The organism is Rhodopila sp. (genome assembly GCF_035548095.1).
Taxonomy (GTDB): domain Bacteria; phylum Pseudomonadota; class Alphaproteobacteria; order Acetobacterales; family Acetobacteraceae; genus Rhodopila.
The window spans coordinates 173,572-189,252 of the sequence record NZ_DASZUV010000023.1 but is presented as its reverse complement, the minus strand read 5'-3'; the positions used below and the strand labels follow the sequence as shown (position 1 = coordinate 189,252).

Annotated in this window: 15 protein-coding genes and 1 pseudogene; 10 read left to right on the top strand and 6 right to left on the bottom strand. The window is 68.2% G+C overall.

Features of this window, described 5'->3' with window-relative positions; all coding sequences use genetic code 11:
- On the top strand, positions 1–950 hold a 950-nt coding region (gene argJ / locus VHC04_RS18015; protein ID WP_325683836.1), incomplete at its 5' end, for a bifunctional glutamate N-acetyltransferase/amino-acid acetyltransferase ArgJ.
- 169 nt (positions 951–1,119) lie between these two features.
- Here argJ and VHC04_RS18010 read toward each other — a convergent pair.
- On the bottom strand, positions 1,120–1,734 hold the full coding sequence (locus tag VHC04_RS18010; RefSeq protein WP_325683834.1) for a hypothetical protein: 615 nt from the start codon (positions 1,732–1,734) through the stop codon (positions 1,120–1,122).
- A gap of 379 nt (positions 1,735–2,113) precedes the next feature.
- Between VHC04_RS18010 and VHC04_RS18005 the strand changes: the two genes are divergently transcribed.
- Positions 2,114–3,340, top strand: coding sequence for an LLM class flavin-dependent oxidoreductase (locus VHC04_RS18005; protein WP_325683832.1), 1,227 nt, complete (start codon positions 2,114–2,116; stop codon positions 3,338–3,340).
- Positions 3,341–3,518: 178 nt separating this feature from the next.
- Here VHC04_RS18005 and VHC04_RS18000 read toward each other — a convergent pair whose 3' ends face one another.
- Complete coding sequence (locus tag VHC04_RS18000) at positions 3,519–4,022, bottom strand: hypothetical protein (protein ID WP_325683830.1); 504 nt, start codon at positions 4,020–4,022, stop codon at positions 3,519–3,521.
- Positions 4,023–4,036: 14 nt separating this feature from the next.
- On the opposite strand from VHC04_RS18000, the gene VHC04_RS17995 reads away from it, so the two are divergent.
- The 4 genes from VHC04_RS17995 (at position 4,037) to VHC04_RS17980 (ending at position 8,960) form a co-directional block, all read left to right on the top strand.
- Positions 4,037–4,744 carry a helix-turn-helix transcriptional regulator gene (locus VHC04_RS17995; protein WP_325683828.1) on the top strand — a complete coding sequence of 236 codons (708 nt, stop codon included), beginning with the start codon at positions 4,037–4,039 and terminating at the stop codon, positions 4,742–4,744.
- 43 nt (positions 4,745–4,787) lie between these two features.
- The gene (gene speB / locus VHC04_RS17990) at positions 4,788–5,705 is read left to right on the top strand and encodes an agmatinase (RefSeq protein WP_325683826.1); all 918 of its coding nucleotides are present in this window, start codon (positions 4,788–4,790) and stop codon (positions 5,703–5,705) included.
- 354 nt (positions 5,706–6,059) lie between these two features.
- Entirely contained in the window at positions 6,060–7,307 is a 1,248-nt protein-coding gene (locus tag VHC04_RS17985; RefSeq protein WP_325683824.1) for a type III PLP-dependent enzyme, read from the top strand.
- Positions 7,308–7,484: 177 nt separating this feature from the next.
- Positions 7,485–8,960: a homospermidine synthase gene (locus tag VHC04_RS17980; protein WP_325683822.1), complete on the top strand. Its 1,476-nt coding sequence runs from the start codon at positions 7,485–7,487 to the stop codon at positions 8,958–8,960.
- A 335-nt stretch (positions 8,961–9,295) separates the two neighbouring features.
- On the opposite strand, the gene ruvX is transcribed toward VHC04_RS17980, so the two are convergent.
- Positions 9,296–9,826, bottom strand: coding sequence for a Holliday junction resolvase RuvX (ruvX, locus tag VHC04_RS17975; protein ID WP_325683820.1), 531 nt, complete (start codon positions 9,824–9,826; stop codon positions 9,296–9,298).
- Between the two features lie 146 nt (positions 9,827–9,972).
- On the opposite strand from ruvX, the gene VHC04_RS17970 reads away from it, so the two are divergent.
- From VHC04_RS17970 to gatA, 3 genes are all read left to right on the top strand, one after another.
- Positions 9,973–11,316: a hypothetical protein gene (locus VHC04_RS17970; RefSeq protein ID WP_325683818.1), complete on the top strand. Its 1,344-nt coding sequence runs from the start codon at positions 9,973–9,975 to the stop codon at positions 11,314–11,316.
- Positions 11,317–11,451: 135 nt separating this feature from the next.
- Positions 11,452–11,739: an Asp-tRNA(Asn)/Glu-tRNA(Gln) amidotransferase subunit GatC gene (gatC, locus tag VHC04_RS17965; protein WP_325683816.1), complete on the top strand. Its 288-nt coding sequence runs from the start codon at positions 11,452–11,454 to the stop codon at positions 11,737–11,739.
- On the top strand, positions 11,736–13,217 hold the full coding sequence (gatA, locus tag VHC04_RS17960; RefSeq protein WP_325683814.1) for an Asp-tRNA(Asn)/Glu-tRNA(Gln) amidotransferase subunit GatA: 1,482 nt from the start codon (positions 11,736–11,738) through the stop codon (positions 13,215–13,217). Before gatC ends, gatA begins: the two co-directional genes overlap by 4 nt.
- An 87-nt stretch (positions 13,218–13,304) precedes the next feature.
- Here gatA and VHC04_RS17955 read toward each other — a convergent pair.
- From VHC04_RS17955 to VHC04_RS17945, 3 genes and pseudogenes are all read right to left on the bottom strand, one after another.
- Positions 13,305–13,445 (bottom strand): annotated as a pseudogene (locus VHC04_RS17955) (IS5/IS1182 family transposase); the annotation flags it as partial.
- A gap of 8 nt (positions 13,446–13,453) precedes the next feature.
- The gene (locus tag VHC04_RS17950; protein WP_325683812.1) at positions 13,454–13,849 is read right to left on the bottom strand and encodes a type II toxin-antitoxin system VapC family toxin; all 396 of its coding nucleotides are present in this window, start codon (positions 13,847–13,849) and stop codon (positions 13,454–13,456) included.
- Entirely contained in the window at positions 13,849–14,091 is a 243-nt protein-coding gene (locus VHC04_RS17945) for a type II toxin-antitoxin system VapB family antitoxin (RefSeq protein WP_325683810.1), read from the bottom strand. Before VHC04_RS17945 ends, VHC04_RS17950 begins: the two co-directional genes overlap by 1 nt.
- A gap of 125 nt (positions 14,092–14,216) precedes the next feature.
- Here VHC04_RS17945 and gatB point away from each other — a divergent pair, with 125 nt between their 5' ends.
- Complete coding sequence (gatB, locus tag VHC04_RS17940; RefSeq protein WP_325683808.1) at positions 14,217–15,674, top strand: Asp-tRNA(Asn)/Glu-tRNA(Gln) amidotransferase subunit GatB; 1,458 nt, start codon at positions 14,217–14,219, stop codon at positions 15,672–15,674.
- Positions 15,675–15,681: the final 7 nt, after the last annotated feature.

Below are 15,681 nucleotides of genomic sequence, written 5' to 3'. Positions count from 1 at the left end.
CGACGGCGGCGGCGGCGGCCAAGCTGGCGGATTGCCCGGCAAAGCAGGTGTTCGTCGCCTCGACCGGCGTGATCGGGGAGGTGCTGCCGCACGAGAAGCTGGTCGCCGCCCTGCCGGCCCTGAAGGACGGCCTGAGCGAGGACGGCTGGGACGCCGCCGCTCGGGGCATCATGACCACGGACACGTTCCCGAAGGCGGCGACACGGACCGCACAGATCGGCGATGCGACGGTGCGGATCTCCGGCATCGCCAAGGGCAGCGGGATGATCGCGCCCGACATGGCGACGATGCTGTGCTTCATCTTCACCGACGCGAAGATCCCGGCCGATGCGCTGCAGACGATGCTGCGCAAGGGAGTCGATGCCAGCTTCAACTGCACCACGGTGGATTCCGACACCTCGACGTCGGACACGGTGCTGCTGGTCGCGACCGGCCAGGCCAGGCACCCGCGCATTCCCGCCGCCGATGGCAGCGCGGCGCGCAACCGCATGCTGGCCGACTTCGCCAGGGCGCTGAACGAGGTGCTGCTGGACCTGGCGCTGCAGGTGATCCGGGACGGGGAGGGCGCGCAGAAGCTGGTGAAGATCGACGTCACCGGCGCGGTGACCGCGAAGTCCGCCAAGCGTATCGCGATGACGGTGGCGAATTCGCCGCTGGTGAAGACGGCCATCGCCGGCGAGGACGCCAACTGGGGCCGCATCGTCATGGCGGTGGGCAAGGCGGGCGAGCCGGCGGACCGGGACAAGCTGTCGATCGGCGTGGGCGGTGTGTGGATGGCCAAGGATGGCGGTGTGATACCCGGCTATGACGAGGCGCCGGTGGTCGAGCACATGAAGGGCCAGGAGGTGGAGATCGCCATCGATCTCGGGCTGGGGCGCGGCAAGGCCACGGTCTGGACCTGTGACCTGACGCACGGATACATCGATATCAACGGCTCCTACCGTAGCTGAAATGCCACGGCCGGCCGTGCAGGGTTTCCGGCGGATATCGGCGCGACAGGGACCCGACAAGCGGTGTCTGCAACCGGTATCTGACGTGAGAACGGCGGCCGGAGGATGAACGCGGAGGATGATCGCTCTGGGCAACCTCCCCGGGTAAACGTCCTTGGGTGATCGTGTCCTACACGGCCCGCGCGACGTCCGGCCGCTGGGGGGACATCGGGTGGGCCAGTTCGGTGCCGGCGGGAGCGGCTTGTCCCCGCGGCATGGCGGCGAGGCGGATCGTCACGGTGGCGCCCTGACCCCCGGCCGTGCCCACGCTCAGCGCGCCGCCGCGCAGGGCGATCCGGCTGGCGAGCGGCAACAGGGCGGCGTGCAGCGGCGCGGCGTCGGGACCGGGCACATCATCGGCCAGGGTAATCGCAATCTGACCACCCTGCTGTATGGCACTCAGCAGCATGCGGTGATTGGGACGCTCCAGCATCTCGGCCAGCGTGTCCTGCACGGCATTGGCCAGTTCATGGCCCGGTATGCGTGCCATCAGCCCGGGCCGCACCGCGACGTCGATGCGGCTGCCGTGCTCTTCCAGTGTCGGACGCAGGCGATCCAGGGCGACGGCGATCGCGGTTCCGACCTCGGTGGGAGATGTCATGTCCAACGATCCCAACTTGGGCGCATCCAGCGGGCTCGGCCAGGAGGCCTGCCGCCGGTTGCCAGACGTTCGCCGCCCCAGGAGCAGGAACACCGCAACGCCCAGGGCCGCCAGCAGATAGGCAATCAGGAACACCTCCATCATATCACCAGATCATCATGGGCACCCTTAGCGGGGAAGACTTAAAGAAAGGTTAAACGGGCCTGAATTGGAAGAGAGTACAACGGAAGTTGATTGCCTCGAGCGCCGCTGCTACTGGTGCAGAAACGTATCGAAATAAATTGTGAAATCAATATGGTGTGCGTCCGAAGCTGCGCGTCCGATGAATCGGCCGCCCATCATCGTGACCTGACAACTGCCATACACATGCAGTACAGCACACGAACGTCGCGGTCCGGTATTTTATTTGTATGCATCACCGTTTTATTTCACCGATGGCAACCGGCTCTTGGCATTGCCGCGCAATACTGGGCCGCGCAATACTGGCGGCGATTGGCACCGACCGCCCGAGGCGGCCCCTGTCATGTCATGTCAGGGCGGGGCGGGGCAGGTCCTGCGTCCGCGCCGGCCGGACGTGGCGCATGCCGCGGCTCGGGCTATAGTCGACGTCATGGAACCGCCGCCAGCCAACCCGCTGTTCAACGCCAACCGTTTCAAGCTGGGCATCTTCAGCGCCAACTGTGACGGCGGCCTGACCATGAGCCTGGCGCCAGAGCGGTGGAAGGCGAACTGGGACGACATCGTCGCCATGACCCGCATCGCCGACGACGCGGGGCTGGAGTTCATCCTGCCGGTGGCGAAATGGCGCGGCTACCAGGGCAAGGCGAACATCTATGGCCGGTCGTTCGAGACGCTGACGCATGGCGCGGCACTGGGCGCGGTGACGAAGCGGATCGCGATCTTCTCCACCGTGCACGTGCCGCTGGTGACCCCGGCGTTTGGCGCCAAGGCGATCGCGACGATCGACCACGTGACGCATGGCCGGGCCGGGCTGAACATCGTTTGCGGCTGGAACCAGGCCGAGTTCGACCTGCATGGCGTGACCATCGACCAGCACACCCGCTACGACCATGGGCTGGAATGGTTTCAGATCTGGTCGAAACTGCTGGAGGGCGGACCGGAGTTTGATTGGGACGGCCGCTTCTTCAAGCGGCTGCGCAACCTGAAGACCGATCCCGTGTCGGTGCAGCGGCCGCGCCCGCCGGTCATGTCGGCGGGATTTTCTCCGCGCGGGCGGGATTTCGCCGCCAGGGCCGCCGATGTGCTGTTCCTGAACGTGACGGAACTGGATCAGGTGCCGGGCCTGCTGGCGGATGTGGACCGGCACATGGCACGCCACGACCGCTCGATTCGGGTCTTCACCATGGGCCATGTCGTCTGCCGCCCGACCCGGGCGGAAGCGGAAGACTATTTCCATTATTTCGCCGAGGAGATGGCCGACGTGGAAGGCCAGGACTATTACCGCCGCAACCGCGGCGCGACGGTGCAAGGCGAGGCCGGCGCGGCCATCGCCCGCCCGTTCGAGAACCGGTTCACGCGTGGAACCGGGCGTCGTTACGCCGGCGGTTATCCGGGGGCCTTTCCGTTCGTCGGCTCACCCGACGACATCGCCGAGGAGATGGCGCGCATGAGCGCCACCGGCCTGGCCGGCTGCACCGTTGCCTTCGTCGATTACCTGAAGGAGATCCCGTATTTCGTGCAGGAGGTGGTGCCCCGCCTGGAACGGCTGGGGCTGCGGGGGAATCCCTGACCCGGACCGCCGATCACGTCCCGGTCAGGTTCCCCGGCCACATCCCCCCGGCCGGCCACATCCCCCCGGCCGGCCACATCTCTCGGGCCACACCCCCCGATCACGTCTCCCGAAGGCGTCCCTGATGCCGTCCCTGATGCCGTCCCTTGGGGGCACATCCTCCGGTTACGTCCGCCGATTAGGCGATGTCGCACAGATCGACAGACAGTACCTGATCCGGCTCACCGGTGTAGATGATGAGGGATTCCGTTTCTTGCGCGATCATCGCGCTATGCGGCTGGCCTTCCGTGTTCAGGCTGTAGGCGCCGGATGACCTGGCGGGCGTCCCGGACTTGGTGCCGCGGCCGCCGGCAAGGTTGAAGACGTGCTCGTCCGACAACGCCTTCGCAACGACCTTGATGAGCTTCCCCGGTGGCGGCTGGAAGCGGACAATCCAGGTGATGCCGCCGCCCTCCCGCCTGCGGTCCGACAGGATCTTCAGCTGGATCAGGTCGACGCCGTCATGGACGGCGCCCGGGCCGTAGAACGGCACGGCGGATGTCCATGCAACGGTGTCCGGGTCGATACGCACTGTCGCCATCTGCTCGCCTCCTGCAAACCGGCCGCCTCTTCGTGCCGTCATGGCGGTATAGGCGGTTGCTGCTGACAGCGTTGTGTCAGTAGTGTCGGCCGCGCCCATCATGCCGGATTTGCCGCATGCGCCGAGCCGATCGGTTGTTCGACGTCATCCAGACACTCAGGACGGCCAGGTCGCCGATGACCGCGGCCCAGTTGGCGGCGCGGCTGGAGGTCACCGTGCGGACCATCTATCGGGACATCGCGGCCCTGCAGGCCAGCCGGGTGCCGATCGAGGGCGCGGCGGGCATCGGTTACGTATTGCGGCGGGGTTTCGAGCTGCCGCCGGTGATGTTCACGCCCGGTGAGCTCGATGCGATCTCCGTCGGCGTCCGGATGGTGCAGCGCCTGCGCGATCCGACTCTGGACATCGCGGCCGAGAGCGTCCTTTCGAAGATAACCGCCATTCTACCGGATCAGCTCAGGCCGCGCGTCGCGAATCCGGCCATGTTCGTCTCGGCCGGCGACGCGGCACGGCCGCGGGGGATCAGTTTGGCGGACGTCCGGCTGGCAATCCATGACAGCCGGAAGATGCGGATCGCCTATCGGAACGGGGCCGGGGATTCCAGCAAACGCACGATCTGGCCGGTCGCGCTTGCCTACTATGTCGACGTGACCCTGATCGCCGCGTGGTGCGAGTTGCGCGCCGATTTTCGGCATTTCCGGGTTGACCGCGTCGTGTCATCGACGATGCTGGAGGAGCAATTCCCAACCGAGGGTGGACGTCTTCTGGAACGCTGGCGCGCCTCGCAGGCGGTCCCTGAGCTGCCCGGCCCGGTCCGCGCGTAGAGCGATCGGCGTTCGACGCCGCCACCCGTCATTGGAGACGACCATGGCCGCCGTGCCGACATTCGCGGTTTCGCCGAGCTTCCTCGGCATCGCGCGGACCGATCCGACATCCGACTTCGTGATCGCCGGCATCCCGATGGATATCGGCACGACCAACCGCGCCGGCACGCGGGAGGGACCGGCCGCGATCCGGCGGGCCAGCCGGATGCTGACCGATGGCGAGCATCCGGTGCATCGCGTGGCGCCCGATGCCATGCCGATCGCCGATATCGGCGATTTTACCCTGGCGTTGGGCGATATACCGGGCAGCCTGGGTGCGATCGCGCGCCAGGCGGAGCCGCTGTCGCACCTGATCGCGCTGGGCGGCGAGCATGGCGTGACCCTGCCGCTGCTGCGCGCGCTGACCGCGCGGCTGGGCCGCAAGGTCGCGCTGGTGCATTTCGACGCCCATGTCGATACGTGGCCGGATAATTTTGGCCAGGCCTATGCGCATGGTTCGCCCTTCTATCACGCGATCCGTGAAGGGCTGGTCGAGCCGGCACGGATGATCCAGATCGGCATCCGGTCCCCGGTGCAGAACGAGGTGATGGACTGGACCCTGGCGCAGGGCGTGGCGGTGGTGTCGGCGCAGGATGTCCACGCCGCCGGCCCCGCCGCGATCGCGCGGCGGATCACCGACTGTGTCGGCGACGCGCCGGCCTATCTGAGCTTCGACATCGACGCGCTGGACCCGGCCTTTGCCCCCGGCACCGGCACGCCGGAGGTCGGCGGCCTCGCGTCCTGGCAGGCGCAGGCGATCCTGCGGCGCCTGGACGGCGTGTCCTTCATCGGTATGGACATGGTGGAGGTCGCGCCCGCCTACGACGTATCGGAAATCACCGCGCTGGCGGCAGCGACCATGGTCTGGGAGTATCTGGCGCTGCAGGCGGTGCGCGCCAGGCGACAGGGACCAGGCCGATAGGCGAGCCATGCGACAGGGGTCGGGGCATCATCTGAAAACGCATACCGATTCCGGGACCCGGGGCCCTATATGCGCAGCGTGTCTCCGGCGACGGGGACGCTGACGCATCGCACGTGCCGAGAGCCCTTGTCGGGCACAGCAACGACGTAAACGCGTCCTTTTCGATTGTCCCGGTCAACCGTGGGCCGGGGTCGTTAGGGAAACGGCTATGTCCGTCCGCTCGTCCGCGATGCGAAGTACCACCCGCATCGTTTAGCCGCCGCCGAGACGCCATCCGCTCTCGGAGCCGGTCCGTCCCCGTTTCATTCCGGGCGCGTTCGCGCGTGCCCGCTCTGGTAATCGAGGATTGCCGCGATGTCCGCTGTTGTGGTCCGTACCCGTTCCGCCGTTACGCCTCTCCGCCGTTCCGTCTCCGTCTTTCCGATGCGCCGCCCGACCGTCGATGAGGTCGTGGCCGAGGCGCGGCCGGAGGAGCCGGTGCATTGCCTGCGTCCCGCCGTGCTGGCCGAGACCGCGCGCGCCTTCGTCGAGGCGTTTCCCGGCGATGTGCTGTATGCGGTGAAGTGCAACCCCGATCCGGCGGTGCTGCGCGCGCTGGCGGATGGCGGCGTGACGCATTTCGACTGCGCCTCCCTGGCCGAGGTGCGGCTGGTGCGCGACATGTTCCCCGACGCGGCGATCCATTTCATGCACCCGGTCAAGGCGCGTGGCGCGATCCGCGAGGCCTGGGAACGGCACGGCGTGCGCGACTTCGTCGTCGACAGCGCGGCGGAACTGGCGAAGCTGCGGAGCGAGATCGCCGCCACCGGCGTACCTGGCCGTCCCGGCATCGTCGTCCGCATCGCCTTGCCCAAGGGCGACGCTCGGCTGGACCTGTCGGGAAAATTCGGCGCGGCGTTCGACGACGCGGTGGCGCTGCTGCGTGACGCGCGGGCCGACGCCGCGATGCTGGGCGTGTCCTTCCATGTCGGCTCCCAATGCCTGGACCCGCTGGCCTGGCGCGCGGCGCTGGCGCGCACCGGGGACGTGATCCGCGCCGCCGGCGTCGCGATCGACGTGATCGATGTCGGCGGCGGCTTCCCGGTCGATTACCCGGACCAGGAAGCGCCGCCGCTGGGCGCCTTCATCGCCGAGATCGAGGCCGGGTTCGAGCAGTTGGGCCTGCCGAAGGCGCGGCTATGGGCGGAGCCAGGCCGCGCGCTGGTCGCCGGCGGCGTGTCCGTGGTGGTGCAGGTACAGGCTCGGCGGGACGACGCGCTGTATATCAATGACGGCGTGTATGGCTCCTTGTCGGATGCCGGCGCGCTGGGCTTCCGCTATCCGGCGCGGCTGATCCGGCCGGAGGGGCCGGCCGTGGCGAGGCCCGCATCGGCGGACCTGGTGGCATTCTCCTTCTTCGGCCCGACCTGCGATTCGGCCGATGTGATGCGCGGCCCGTTCCTGCTGCCGGCCGATATGGCCGAGGGCGACTGGATCGAGATCGGCCGGCTGGGTGCCTATGGCGGTTGCCTGCGCACCGCGTTCAACGGCTTCGACCGCGCGCGGATCGTCGAGGTCGAGGATGTGCCGCCGGGCGCCGCGCCGGCGCGGGTCGCCGCGTAGATCGTTTCCTCGGCAACGGCCGGGGCGGCCCGGCACCCGAGGCGCCTGGTGCTGTCGCTGAAACGTCACGTATGGCCGGCCACGGCGCGGCCATGATGGCGGCTCACCGGCGGCCGGTCATGCGCCCTCTTACCGCACAGCGTGCCTGTCTGCTTTTTCACGAAAGGTCTTGCCGCCATGAAGCGCGTCGCCTTCTCCGGCCGCCTGGTCATGCTGGGATTCGGTTCCATCGGCCAGGGCGTGCTGCCCCTGATCCTGCGGCATGTCGACATGCCGAGGGATCGCATCCGCATCGTGTCCGGCGATGAGCGGGGCCGTGAGGTGGCGGCGTCCCATGGCATCCCGTTCGCGGTACGGCCGCTGACACGGCGCGACTTCCGGGAGGTTCTGGCGCCGCTGGTCGGGCCGGGCGATTTCCTGCTGAACCTGAGCGTCGACGTGTCCTCGGTCGCGCTGATCGGGTTCTGCCAGGAGGCCGGGGCGCTATATCTGGATACCTGCATCGAGCCCTGGGCCGGCGGCTATACCGATCCGTCGCTGACGCCGTCGCTGCGCTCGAACTACGCGCTGCGGGAAAGCGCGCTGGCGCTGACCAAGAGGGCGGGCGCCAAGAGGGCGGGCGCGCAGGAGGACACGACCAGGGACACGACCAGGGACGGGACCAGGGGCATGGGCCCGACCGCGGTGCTGACGCATGGCGCCAATCCCGGCCTGGTATCGCATTTCGTCAAGCGGGCACTGCTGAATATCGCGCGCGATACCGGCGTGGGGACGTCGGCGCCGGCGCCGGCGGACCGCGCCGGCTGGGCACGGCTGGCGCGCACGCTGGGCGTCAGGGTGATCCATATCGCCGAGCGCGACACCCAGATTGCGTCGGTGGCGAAACAGCAAGGCGAGTTTGTCAACACCTGGTCGATCGACGGCTTCGTGGGCGAGGGCTGCCAGCCGGCGGAGCTGGGCTGGGGCAGCCATGAAGCCCGGCTGCCCGAAGACGGGTTCCGGCATGATTTCGGCTGCGGCGCGGCGATCTACCTGATGCGGCCGGGCGCCTCGACCCGTGTGCGCACCTGGACGCCGAAGGCCGGGCCGATCCATGGCTTCCTGATCACGCACAACGAATCCATTTCGATCGCGGACTACTATTCCGTCGTCGAGAACGGGTCGGTCGCATACCGGCCGACCGTGCACTACGCCTATCATCCCTGCGACGACGCGGTGCTGTCGGTGCACGAGCTCGCCGGCTTGAACTGGCGGCAGCAGCCGAGGCAGCGCCTGATGATGGATGAAATCCGATCCGGCGTGGATGAGCTTGGCGTGCTGCTGATGGGGCACGCGAAGGGGGCGTACTGGTACGGTTCGGTCCTGTCCATCGAGCAGGCACGGGCGCTGGCGCCGCACAACAACGCCACCAGCCTGCAGGTGACCGCCGCGGTGCTGGGCGGCCTGGTATGGGCGATCGAGAATCCCAGCGCCGGCCTGGTCGAGGCTGACCATCTGGACCATGAGCGTGTGCTGGCCGTGGCGGAGCCGTATCTGGGCGACATGGTCGGCGCCTATACCGACTGGACCCCGCTGCTGGACCGCGGCCGGCTGTTTCCAGAGGATGTCGACATGGCCGATCCGTGGCAGTTCCGGAATTTCCGGGTGGTGTGATGCCGGTGGGACCCTCTGGTTCGAGACCCTCTGGTTCGAGACCCTCTGGTTTGAGACCCTCTGGTTCGGGGCCCCTGGCGCCTTCTGACCGCCGGCTCGGGCGATCGGGCCTCCTGCGATGGCCGGCGCAAGGTCCGTCATCCACACCGTTGCCAGGAAGGCGGTTGCCAGGAAGGCGGTTTCCGGGCGGGGTTTCCGTCTTGAACGCATGGGTGCCGGGCCGTTGCTCGGCAAGGACGGGATGCGCGCTTGGAGTCCGGGAAGGGCTGGCTTGCCCAGGCGATCGCTGACAGGGGCGATCGCTTACAGGGACGATCGCTTACAGGGACGATCGCTTACAGGCCGTCCGCGTCCTGCGCCGCCGTGCCCTCCGCCGCCGCGTCCTGCGCCGCGTCCAGGGCCGCGTCCAGGGCCGCGTCCAGAGCTGACTGCAACATCCAGGCCGCCGCCGCCCGGTCGACCGTGGCGGCGCGCTTGGCGCGGGACAGATCGGCTTCCTTGACCAGCATGCGGTTGACCGCGGCGCTGGACAGGCGCTCATCCCACAGCGCGGCCGGCAGGCCCAGGGCCGCGGACAGCGCGTGCGTCCAGTCGCGGGCAGCCTGCGCCGCCGGCCCGGCGGTGCCGTCCATGGAGAGAGGCAGGCCGACGATCAGGCCGAACGCGCCTTCCCGCAGCGCGATCTGTCCGATCTCGGCGGCGGTTTCGGACAGTTTGCGCCGTTTCAGGCTGGCATAGGGCGTGGCAAGGCGGCGGCGCACGTCGGACAGCGCCAGGCCGATCGTTTTCGCCCCCGGGTCGATGCCGATCACGCGGCCGTTCGGCGGCATGGCAGCAAGCAGGTCCTTCACATTGAACACGGGCATGGGCGCCGTTATGGTCCAGGTTCCGGTCGCGGAGAAGCGCGAGTCACGTGCTCCGTCGCGTGGATCAGTCCCATTCGGCCAATCGCGATGGGCCGCCATCGCCAGGCGCGGTCCAGCAAGGCGCCAGCACAGAGGCTTTTTCAGACATGGATCCGCATTCCGCCGCTCGCCCGGCGCGTCGTATCGCCGCGCTGGGCTGGCTGCTGATCACGCTGGCCGTGGTGCAGGGGGGCGGCTTCCTGATGATCCTCTGGCGGACCCGGATCAACGCGCCGTTCGAGGACATGCTGCAATGGCTCGACGCCTATCGGACCGCGCGGCACAGCGGAGCCTGGGCGGCGTATTACCTCGGCTTCTTCCAGGAGCACCGACTGGTCTGGATGAAGCTGCTGACGGCGATGGACGCGTCGCTGTTCCGCAGTACCGGCTGGGTTTTCATAGCCGCCGGCACGCTGTCCCTGGCCGGCGTGGCGCTGCTGCTGACGCGGGAATTCCGCCGCGGATTGCCCTCGGCGGGACCGGTCTCGGCGCTGGTCTGGCTGTGCCCGATGCTGGTGCTGACGGCGGCCAACGCGGTGGACTGCAGCGTGCCGGTGAACACCGTCTATCCGTTGACCCTGCTCTGTGTCGTCGGCGCCTGCGTGGCCATTGGCGGGCCGGCCGAGGCAGGGCCGCTACCCACCGGAAGGGGCATCGCCGCCATCCTTCTGGCGGCGGCGGCCGGCCTGGCCAACGCCGTCGGCCTGCTGGCCTGGCCGGTGCTGCTGTGGTCGGCATGGCGGTGCCGAGCGGGCACGGGATGGCTGGTGGCGATCGTCGTGACAGGGGGTGTGTATGGGGTGGCCTATCTGCACGGGCTGGTGCTGTCGCCCGGCGGAGTGGCCACCGGCCTGTCGGCGTCGGCGCGGCTGGGGAGGCAACTGGGCTATCTCCTCGCCTATCTGGGGCTGCCGCTGTCCCGTGTGCCGGCGCTGCGCCTGTTCGGAGAGGCACTCGGCCTGGTTCTATTGCTGGCCGCCATCGCCGCCATCGTCCGTTTCGGCCTGCTAGGCCCGGCGATCACCCGGCTGGAGCGGATTGCCGTCGGCCTGATCATGTTTTCTCTTGGCGGCGCCGCGCTTGCCGCGTTGGGCCGGTCGCAATTCGCCGCCGGGATCGAACTGCCGGTGCGCTACACGGTGCTGGTGACGCCGCTGCATGTGGGGCTGCTGGCGCTGGGGCTGCGCTGGCTCGCCGATCATCCGCGGACGGACCGATGGCCCGGCGCGGTGCTGGCGGGGGGCGCGGCGCTGGCCGTGGTGCTGCTGGCACAGCAGGCCGTGGGCGGACGCACCGCCGTGGCGGCGGCGGATGTCATGCGTGGCAGGATTGCCCGCTTCTATGCCGGGCAGCACGATCCGGAGATCGAAAAGCTGGTCTTTCAGACCGGCCTGGACAGGGCTGATGCGATCGTGGCGGCGCTTCGGCGGGAGGGTCTGCTGGCCTTTTGACGGGTAAACGATCACGGCTTCTGATCCTGACCGCTTCTGACCGCCGACCTGGGCGACCGTGCTCTACCCGGTTGAACCCCGGCGGGGGCGCCGGTATGGTCCCGCGCCTTCACCGGACCAGGGAAATCCGCCGCCATGTCGCTCGATCACGCGACCGTCCGCCGCATCGCCACGCTCGCCCGCATCCGGGTCGAGGAGCACGAGATTGAGGGGCTGCGCAACGAACTGAACGGCATCCTCGGCTGGATCGAGCAGTTGAATGAGGTGGATGTGACCGACGTCCAGCCGCTGGCCGGCGCCACGAACATGGCGCAGGCGATGCGGGAGGATGTCGTCACCGATGGCGGCTACCCGGACCAGGTGCTGTCCAACGCGCCGGAGCGGATCGGCGCCTTCTATGCCGTGCCGAAAGTCGTCGAATGAGCCTGACCGATCTGACCATCGCCGCCGCCCGTGACGGGTTGCGCGCCGGGGAATTCTCCGCCGTCGACCTGACGATGGCGCACTTGCGCGCGATCGAGGCGCTGAACCCGCGGCTGAACGCCTTCATCACCGTCAGCCACAGCCAGGCGCTGGACCAGGCCAAGGCCGCCGACGCGCGGCTGGCGGCGGGGCAGGGGGCGGACCTCACCGGCATCCCGCTGGCGATCAAGGACCTGTTCTGCACCCAGGGCGTGCGCACCACGGCCGGCAGCAGGATTCTGGGGCCATTCGTGCCGCCCTATGAAAGCACCGTGACGGCGAACCTGCTGCGCGACGGGGCGGTGTTCCTGGGCAAGGCCAACATGGATGAGTTCGCGATGGGCTCCTCCAACATGACCTCGGCCTACGGACCGGTGGAGAACCCGTGGAAGCGGCGGCAGGACAATACCGCCGTGCTGGTGCCGGGCGGCTCGTCGGGCGGGTCCGCCGCCTCGGTCGCCGCGCGCCTCGCCATGGGGGCGACCGGGACGGATACCGGCGGGTCGATCCGGCAGCCGGCGTCGTTCTGCGGGCTGGTGGGGGTGAAGCCGACCTATGGCCGCTGCTCCCGCTGGGGGGTGGTGGCGTTCGCGTCCTCCCTGGACCATCCGGGTCCGTTCGCGCGCACGGTGCGGGACAGCGCGATCCTGCTGCGCGCCATGGCCGGGCATGACCCGAAGGATTCCACCAGCGCCCGTGTCCCCGTGCCGGATTTCGAGGCGGCCTGCGCGCGCGGCGTGAAGGGGTTGCGGATCGGCGTGCCGAAGGAATACCGGTCCGACGGCATGCCGGCGGAGATCGAGGCGCTGTGGCGGCAGGGCCTGGATTGGCTGCGCGCTGCCGGGGCCGAGATCGTCGACGTGTCGCTGCCGCACACGAAATACGGGCTTGGCACCTATTACATCGTCGCGCCGGCCGAGGCGTCCTCCAACCTGGCGCGGTACGACGGCGTGCGGTTCGGCATGCGCGAGGATGGCGGTGACCTGCGCGACCTGTATGAGCGGACCCGCGCGGCCGGCTTCGGGCCGGAGGTGCGGCGGCGGGTGCTGATCGGCACCTATGTGCTGTCGGCCGGTTATTACGACGCGTACTACATTCGCGCCCAGAAGATCCGGCAGTTGATCCTGCGGGATTTCACCGATGCCTTCGCCAGGGTGGATGCGCTGCTGACGCCGACGGCGCCCTCGGCGGCGTTCGCGCAGGGTGAGAACATGGACGATCCGATCAAGATGTATCTGAACGACGTGTTCACCGTGCCGGCGAACCTGGCGGGCGTGCCGGCGGCCTCGGTGCCGGCCGGGCTGGATGCGAACGGGCTGCCGCTGGGGCTGCAGATCATCGGAAAACCGTTCGATGAAGAAACGGTGTTCGCGGTGTCGGCGGCGGTGGAGGCGGCGGCGGGGTTCGACGCGCTGCCGGCGGTTCGGGCGGGTGGGTGAGCGACTGGCGTAAGGTCGGGGGCGAAAACGTCCTGCACCGGTCAAGGGTAAGCGTCTGACTCGGAATTCGAACCGATCGTTTCGGGTTCTCGCGATCCCGCGGATCATGCGGCGGATAAGGGCGACGAGCAACCACGTCTCTGATGCTTCGATGCTGGCTTCCCAGTCTTTGGCGAGGCGCCGGCAGCGGCCGAGCCAGGCGAAAGTCCGTTCCACGTTGATCCGACGGCCGGCGTTCAGGCCAGTTCAATGTCGGTAAGGGGAAAATCGTCGCCCTTGCATAGCAGCGGCACCTCCGCCTGCCGCGCGCACGCATAGGCGAAGCAGTCGCCCAGGTTGAGCGCCGCTCGGTGGCGGCCCTTTCCGAATGTCGAAAAAGCCTGGATCGCCAGGCGGCCTGTTGTCGCGTCGATCGGCATGACCTGGGCGCCGACCTCCGTCAGGAAGCGTTCCACCAGCACAAAGGTGTCCCGTGGCGGTGCGTTGGCGATGCGCGCGAGCGCCAGGCTGGCTTCGGTCACCGCGACCGCCGAGGTCAGCACGGTCCGGCCATGGGCAAGCCGGCCGGCCAGGCTGGCCGCGTCCGCCTCGGCCGCGATGATGCCCACGATCGCGGAGGCATCGATGAACATCAGCGCTCCGCCCACAGATCGTCGCGAAATGCCTTGTCCGCCGGCTGGCCGCCTGGGCGCTTCAGGGCGGCGAAATCCGCCTGGATCGCGCGCAGCCGCTCGATCAGTGGCGGCTGGGCTCGCAGCACGGCGTATTCACGCTCCACCGCGTCGCGGATCGTGTCCGTCAACGTTTTGCCGGTCAGGCGCGCGAGGCGGCGCACGGCCGTGTCGGTGGTTTCGTCGCGGACATGGAAGGGCATGATCTACACCTATTTGTAGCCGCATCTATATCATATTGTCTATCCACCCGTCCACTTGGTTGCGACCCGGCATGACCGGGGCTACATCCATCGCTGACGCAGCATTGTCGGAATTGTCGAAAACGATGTCATACGCCATTCAAGGCAGCACCGGCTTGTGGGAGGTCGTGGTCGGCCTCGAGGTCCACGCGCAGGTGATCAGCAACGCCAAGCTGTTCAGCGGCGCCGCCACCGCCTTCGGGGCGGAGCCGAACAGCCAGGTCAGCTTCGTCGATGCGGCCTTCCCGGGCATGCTGCCGGTGGTGAACCGCGAATGCGTGGCGCAGGCGGTGCGTACCGGCCTGGGCCTGAATGCGCATATCAACATGGTCAGCCGGTTCGACCGGAAGAACTACTTCTACGCCGACCTGCCCGCGGGCTACCAGATCAGCCAGTATGAGCACCCGATCGTCGGGGCCGGCTGCATCGAGGTGGAACTGTCCGACGGGTCCACCAAGGCGATCGGCGTCACCCGCCTGCACCTGGAGCAGGATGCCGGCAAGTCGATCCATGACCAGCATCCGACCAAGTCGCTGATCGACTTGAACCGGGCTGGCGTGGCGCTGATGGAGATCGTGTCGGAGCCGGATATCCGCTCGCCCGAGGAAGCCGGCGCCTATCTGCGGAAGCTGCGGTCGATCCTGCGCTACCTGGGCACCTGTGACGGCAACATGGAGGAAGGCTCCATGCGTGCCGACGTGAATGTCTCCGTCCGCAGGCAGGGGGAGCCGTATCGCACACGCTGCGAGGTGAAGAACGTCAACTCCATCCGCTTCGTCATGCAGGCGATCGAGGCGGAGGCGGCGCGCCAGGTCGAGGTCTGGGAAGCCGGCGGCACGGTGGAGCAGGAGACACGGCTGTTCGACAGCGGCCGTGGGGTCACGCGGCCGATGCGGTCCAAGGAGGACGCGCACGATTATCGTTACTTCCCCGACCCGGACCTGCTGCCGCTGGTGCTGGAGGAGGACTGGGTCGCGCGGCTGAAGGCCTCCCTGCCTGAACTGCCGGATGCGAAACGAAACCGGTTCATGTCGGATTATGGGCTGTCGCGCTACGACGCCTCGGTGCTGGTGGCCGAGAAGGCGACGGCGGATTTCTATGAGACCGTGGCCAAGGGCCGCGATGCGAAGATCGCCGCCAACTGGATCATGGGGGATTTCTTCGCCGCGCTGAACCGGCTGGGGCGGTCCATCGAGGACCCGCCGGTCAGCGCCGCCCAGCTTGGCGGCCTGCTGGACCTGATGGCCGACAGGACCATCAACGGCAAGATCGCCAAGGAGGTGTTCGAGGCGATGCTGGAAACCGGCCAGGATGCCGCCCCGATCGTCGATGAGCGCGGGTTGCGGCAGGTGACCGATACCGGTGCGATCGATGCGGCGGTGGACGCGATCCTGGCGGCGAACGCAGACAAGGTTGCGGAATACCGCGCCGGCAAGGACAAGTTGTTCGGGTTCTTCGTCGGGCAGACGATGAAGGCGATGGCGGGGAAGGGGAACCCGGCGCTGGTCAACCAGGTGCTGCAGCAGAAGCTGGCGGGGGGGTAGGCGGTTT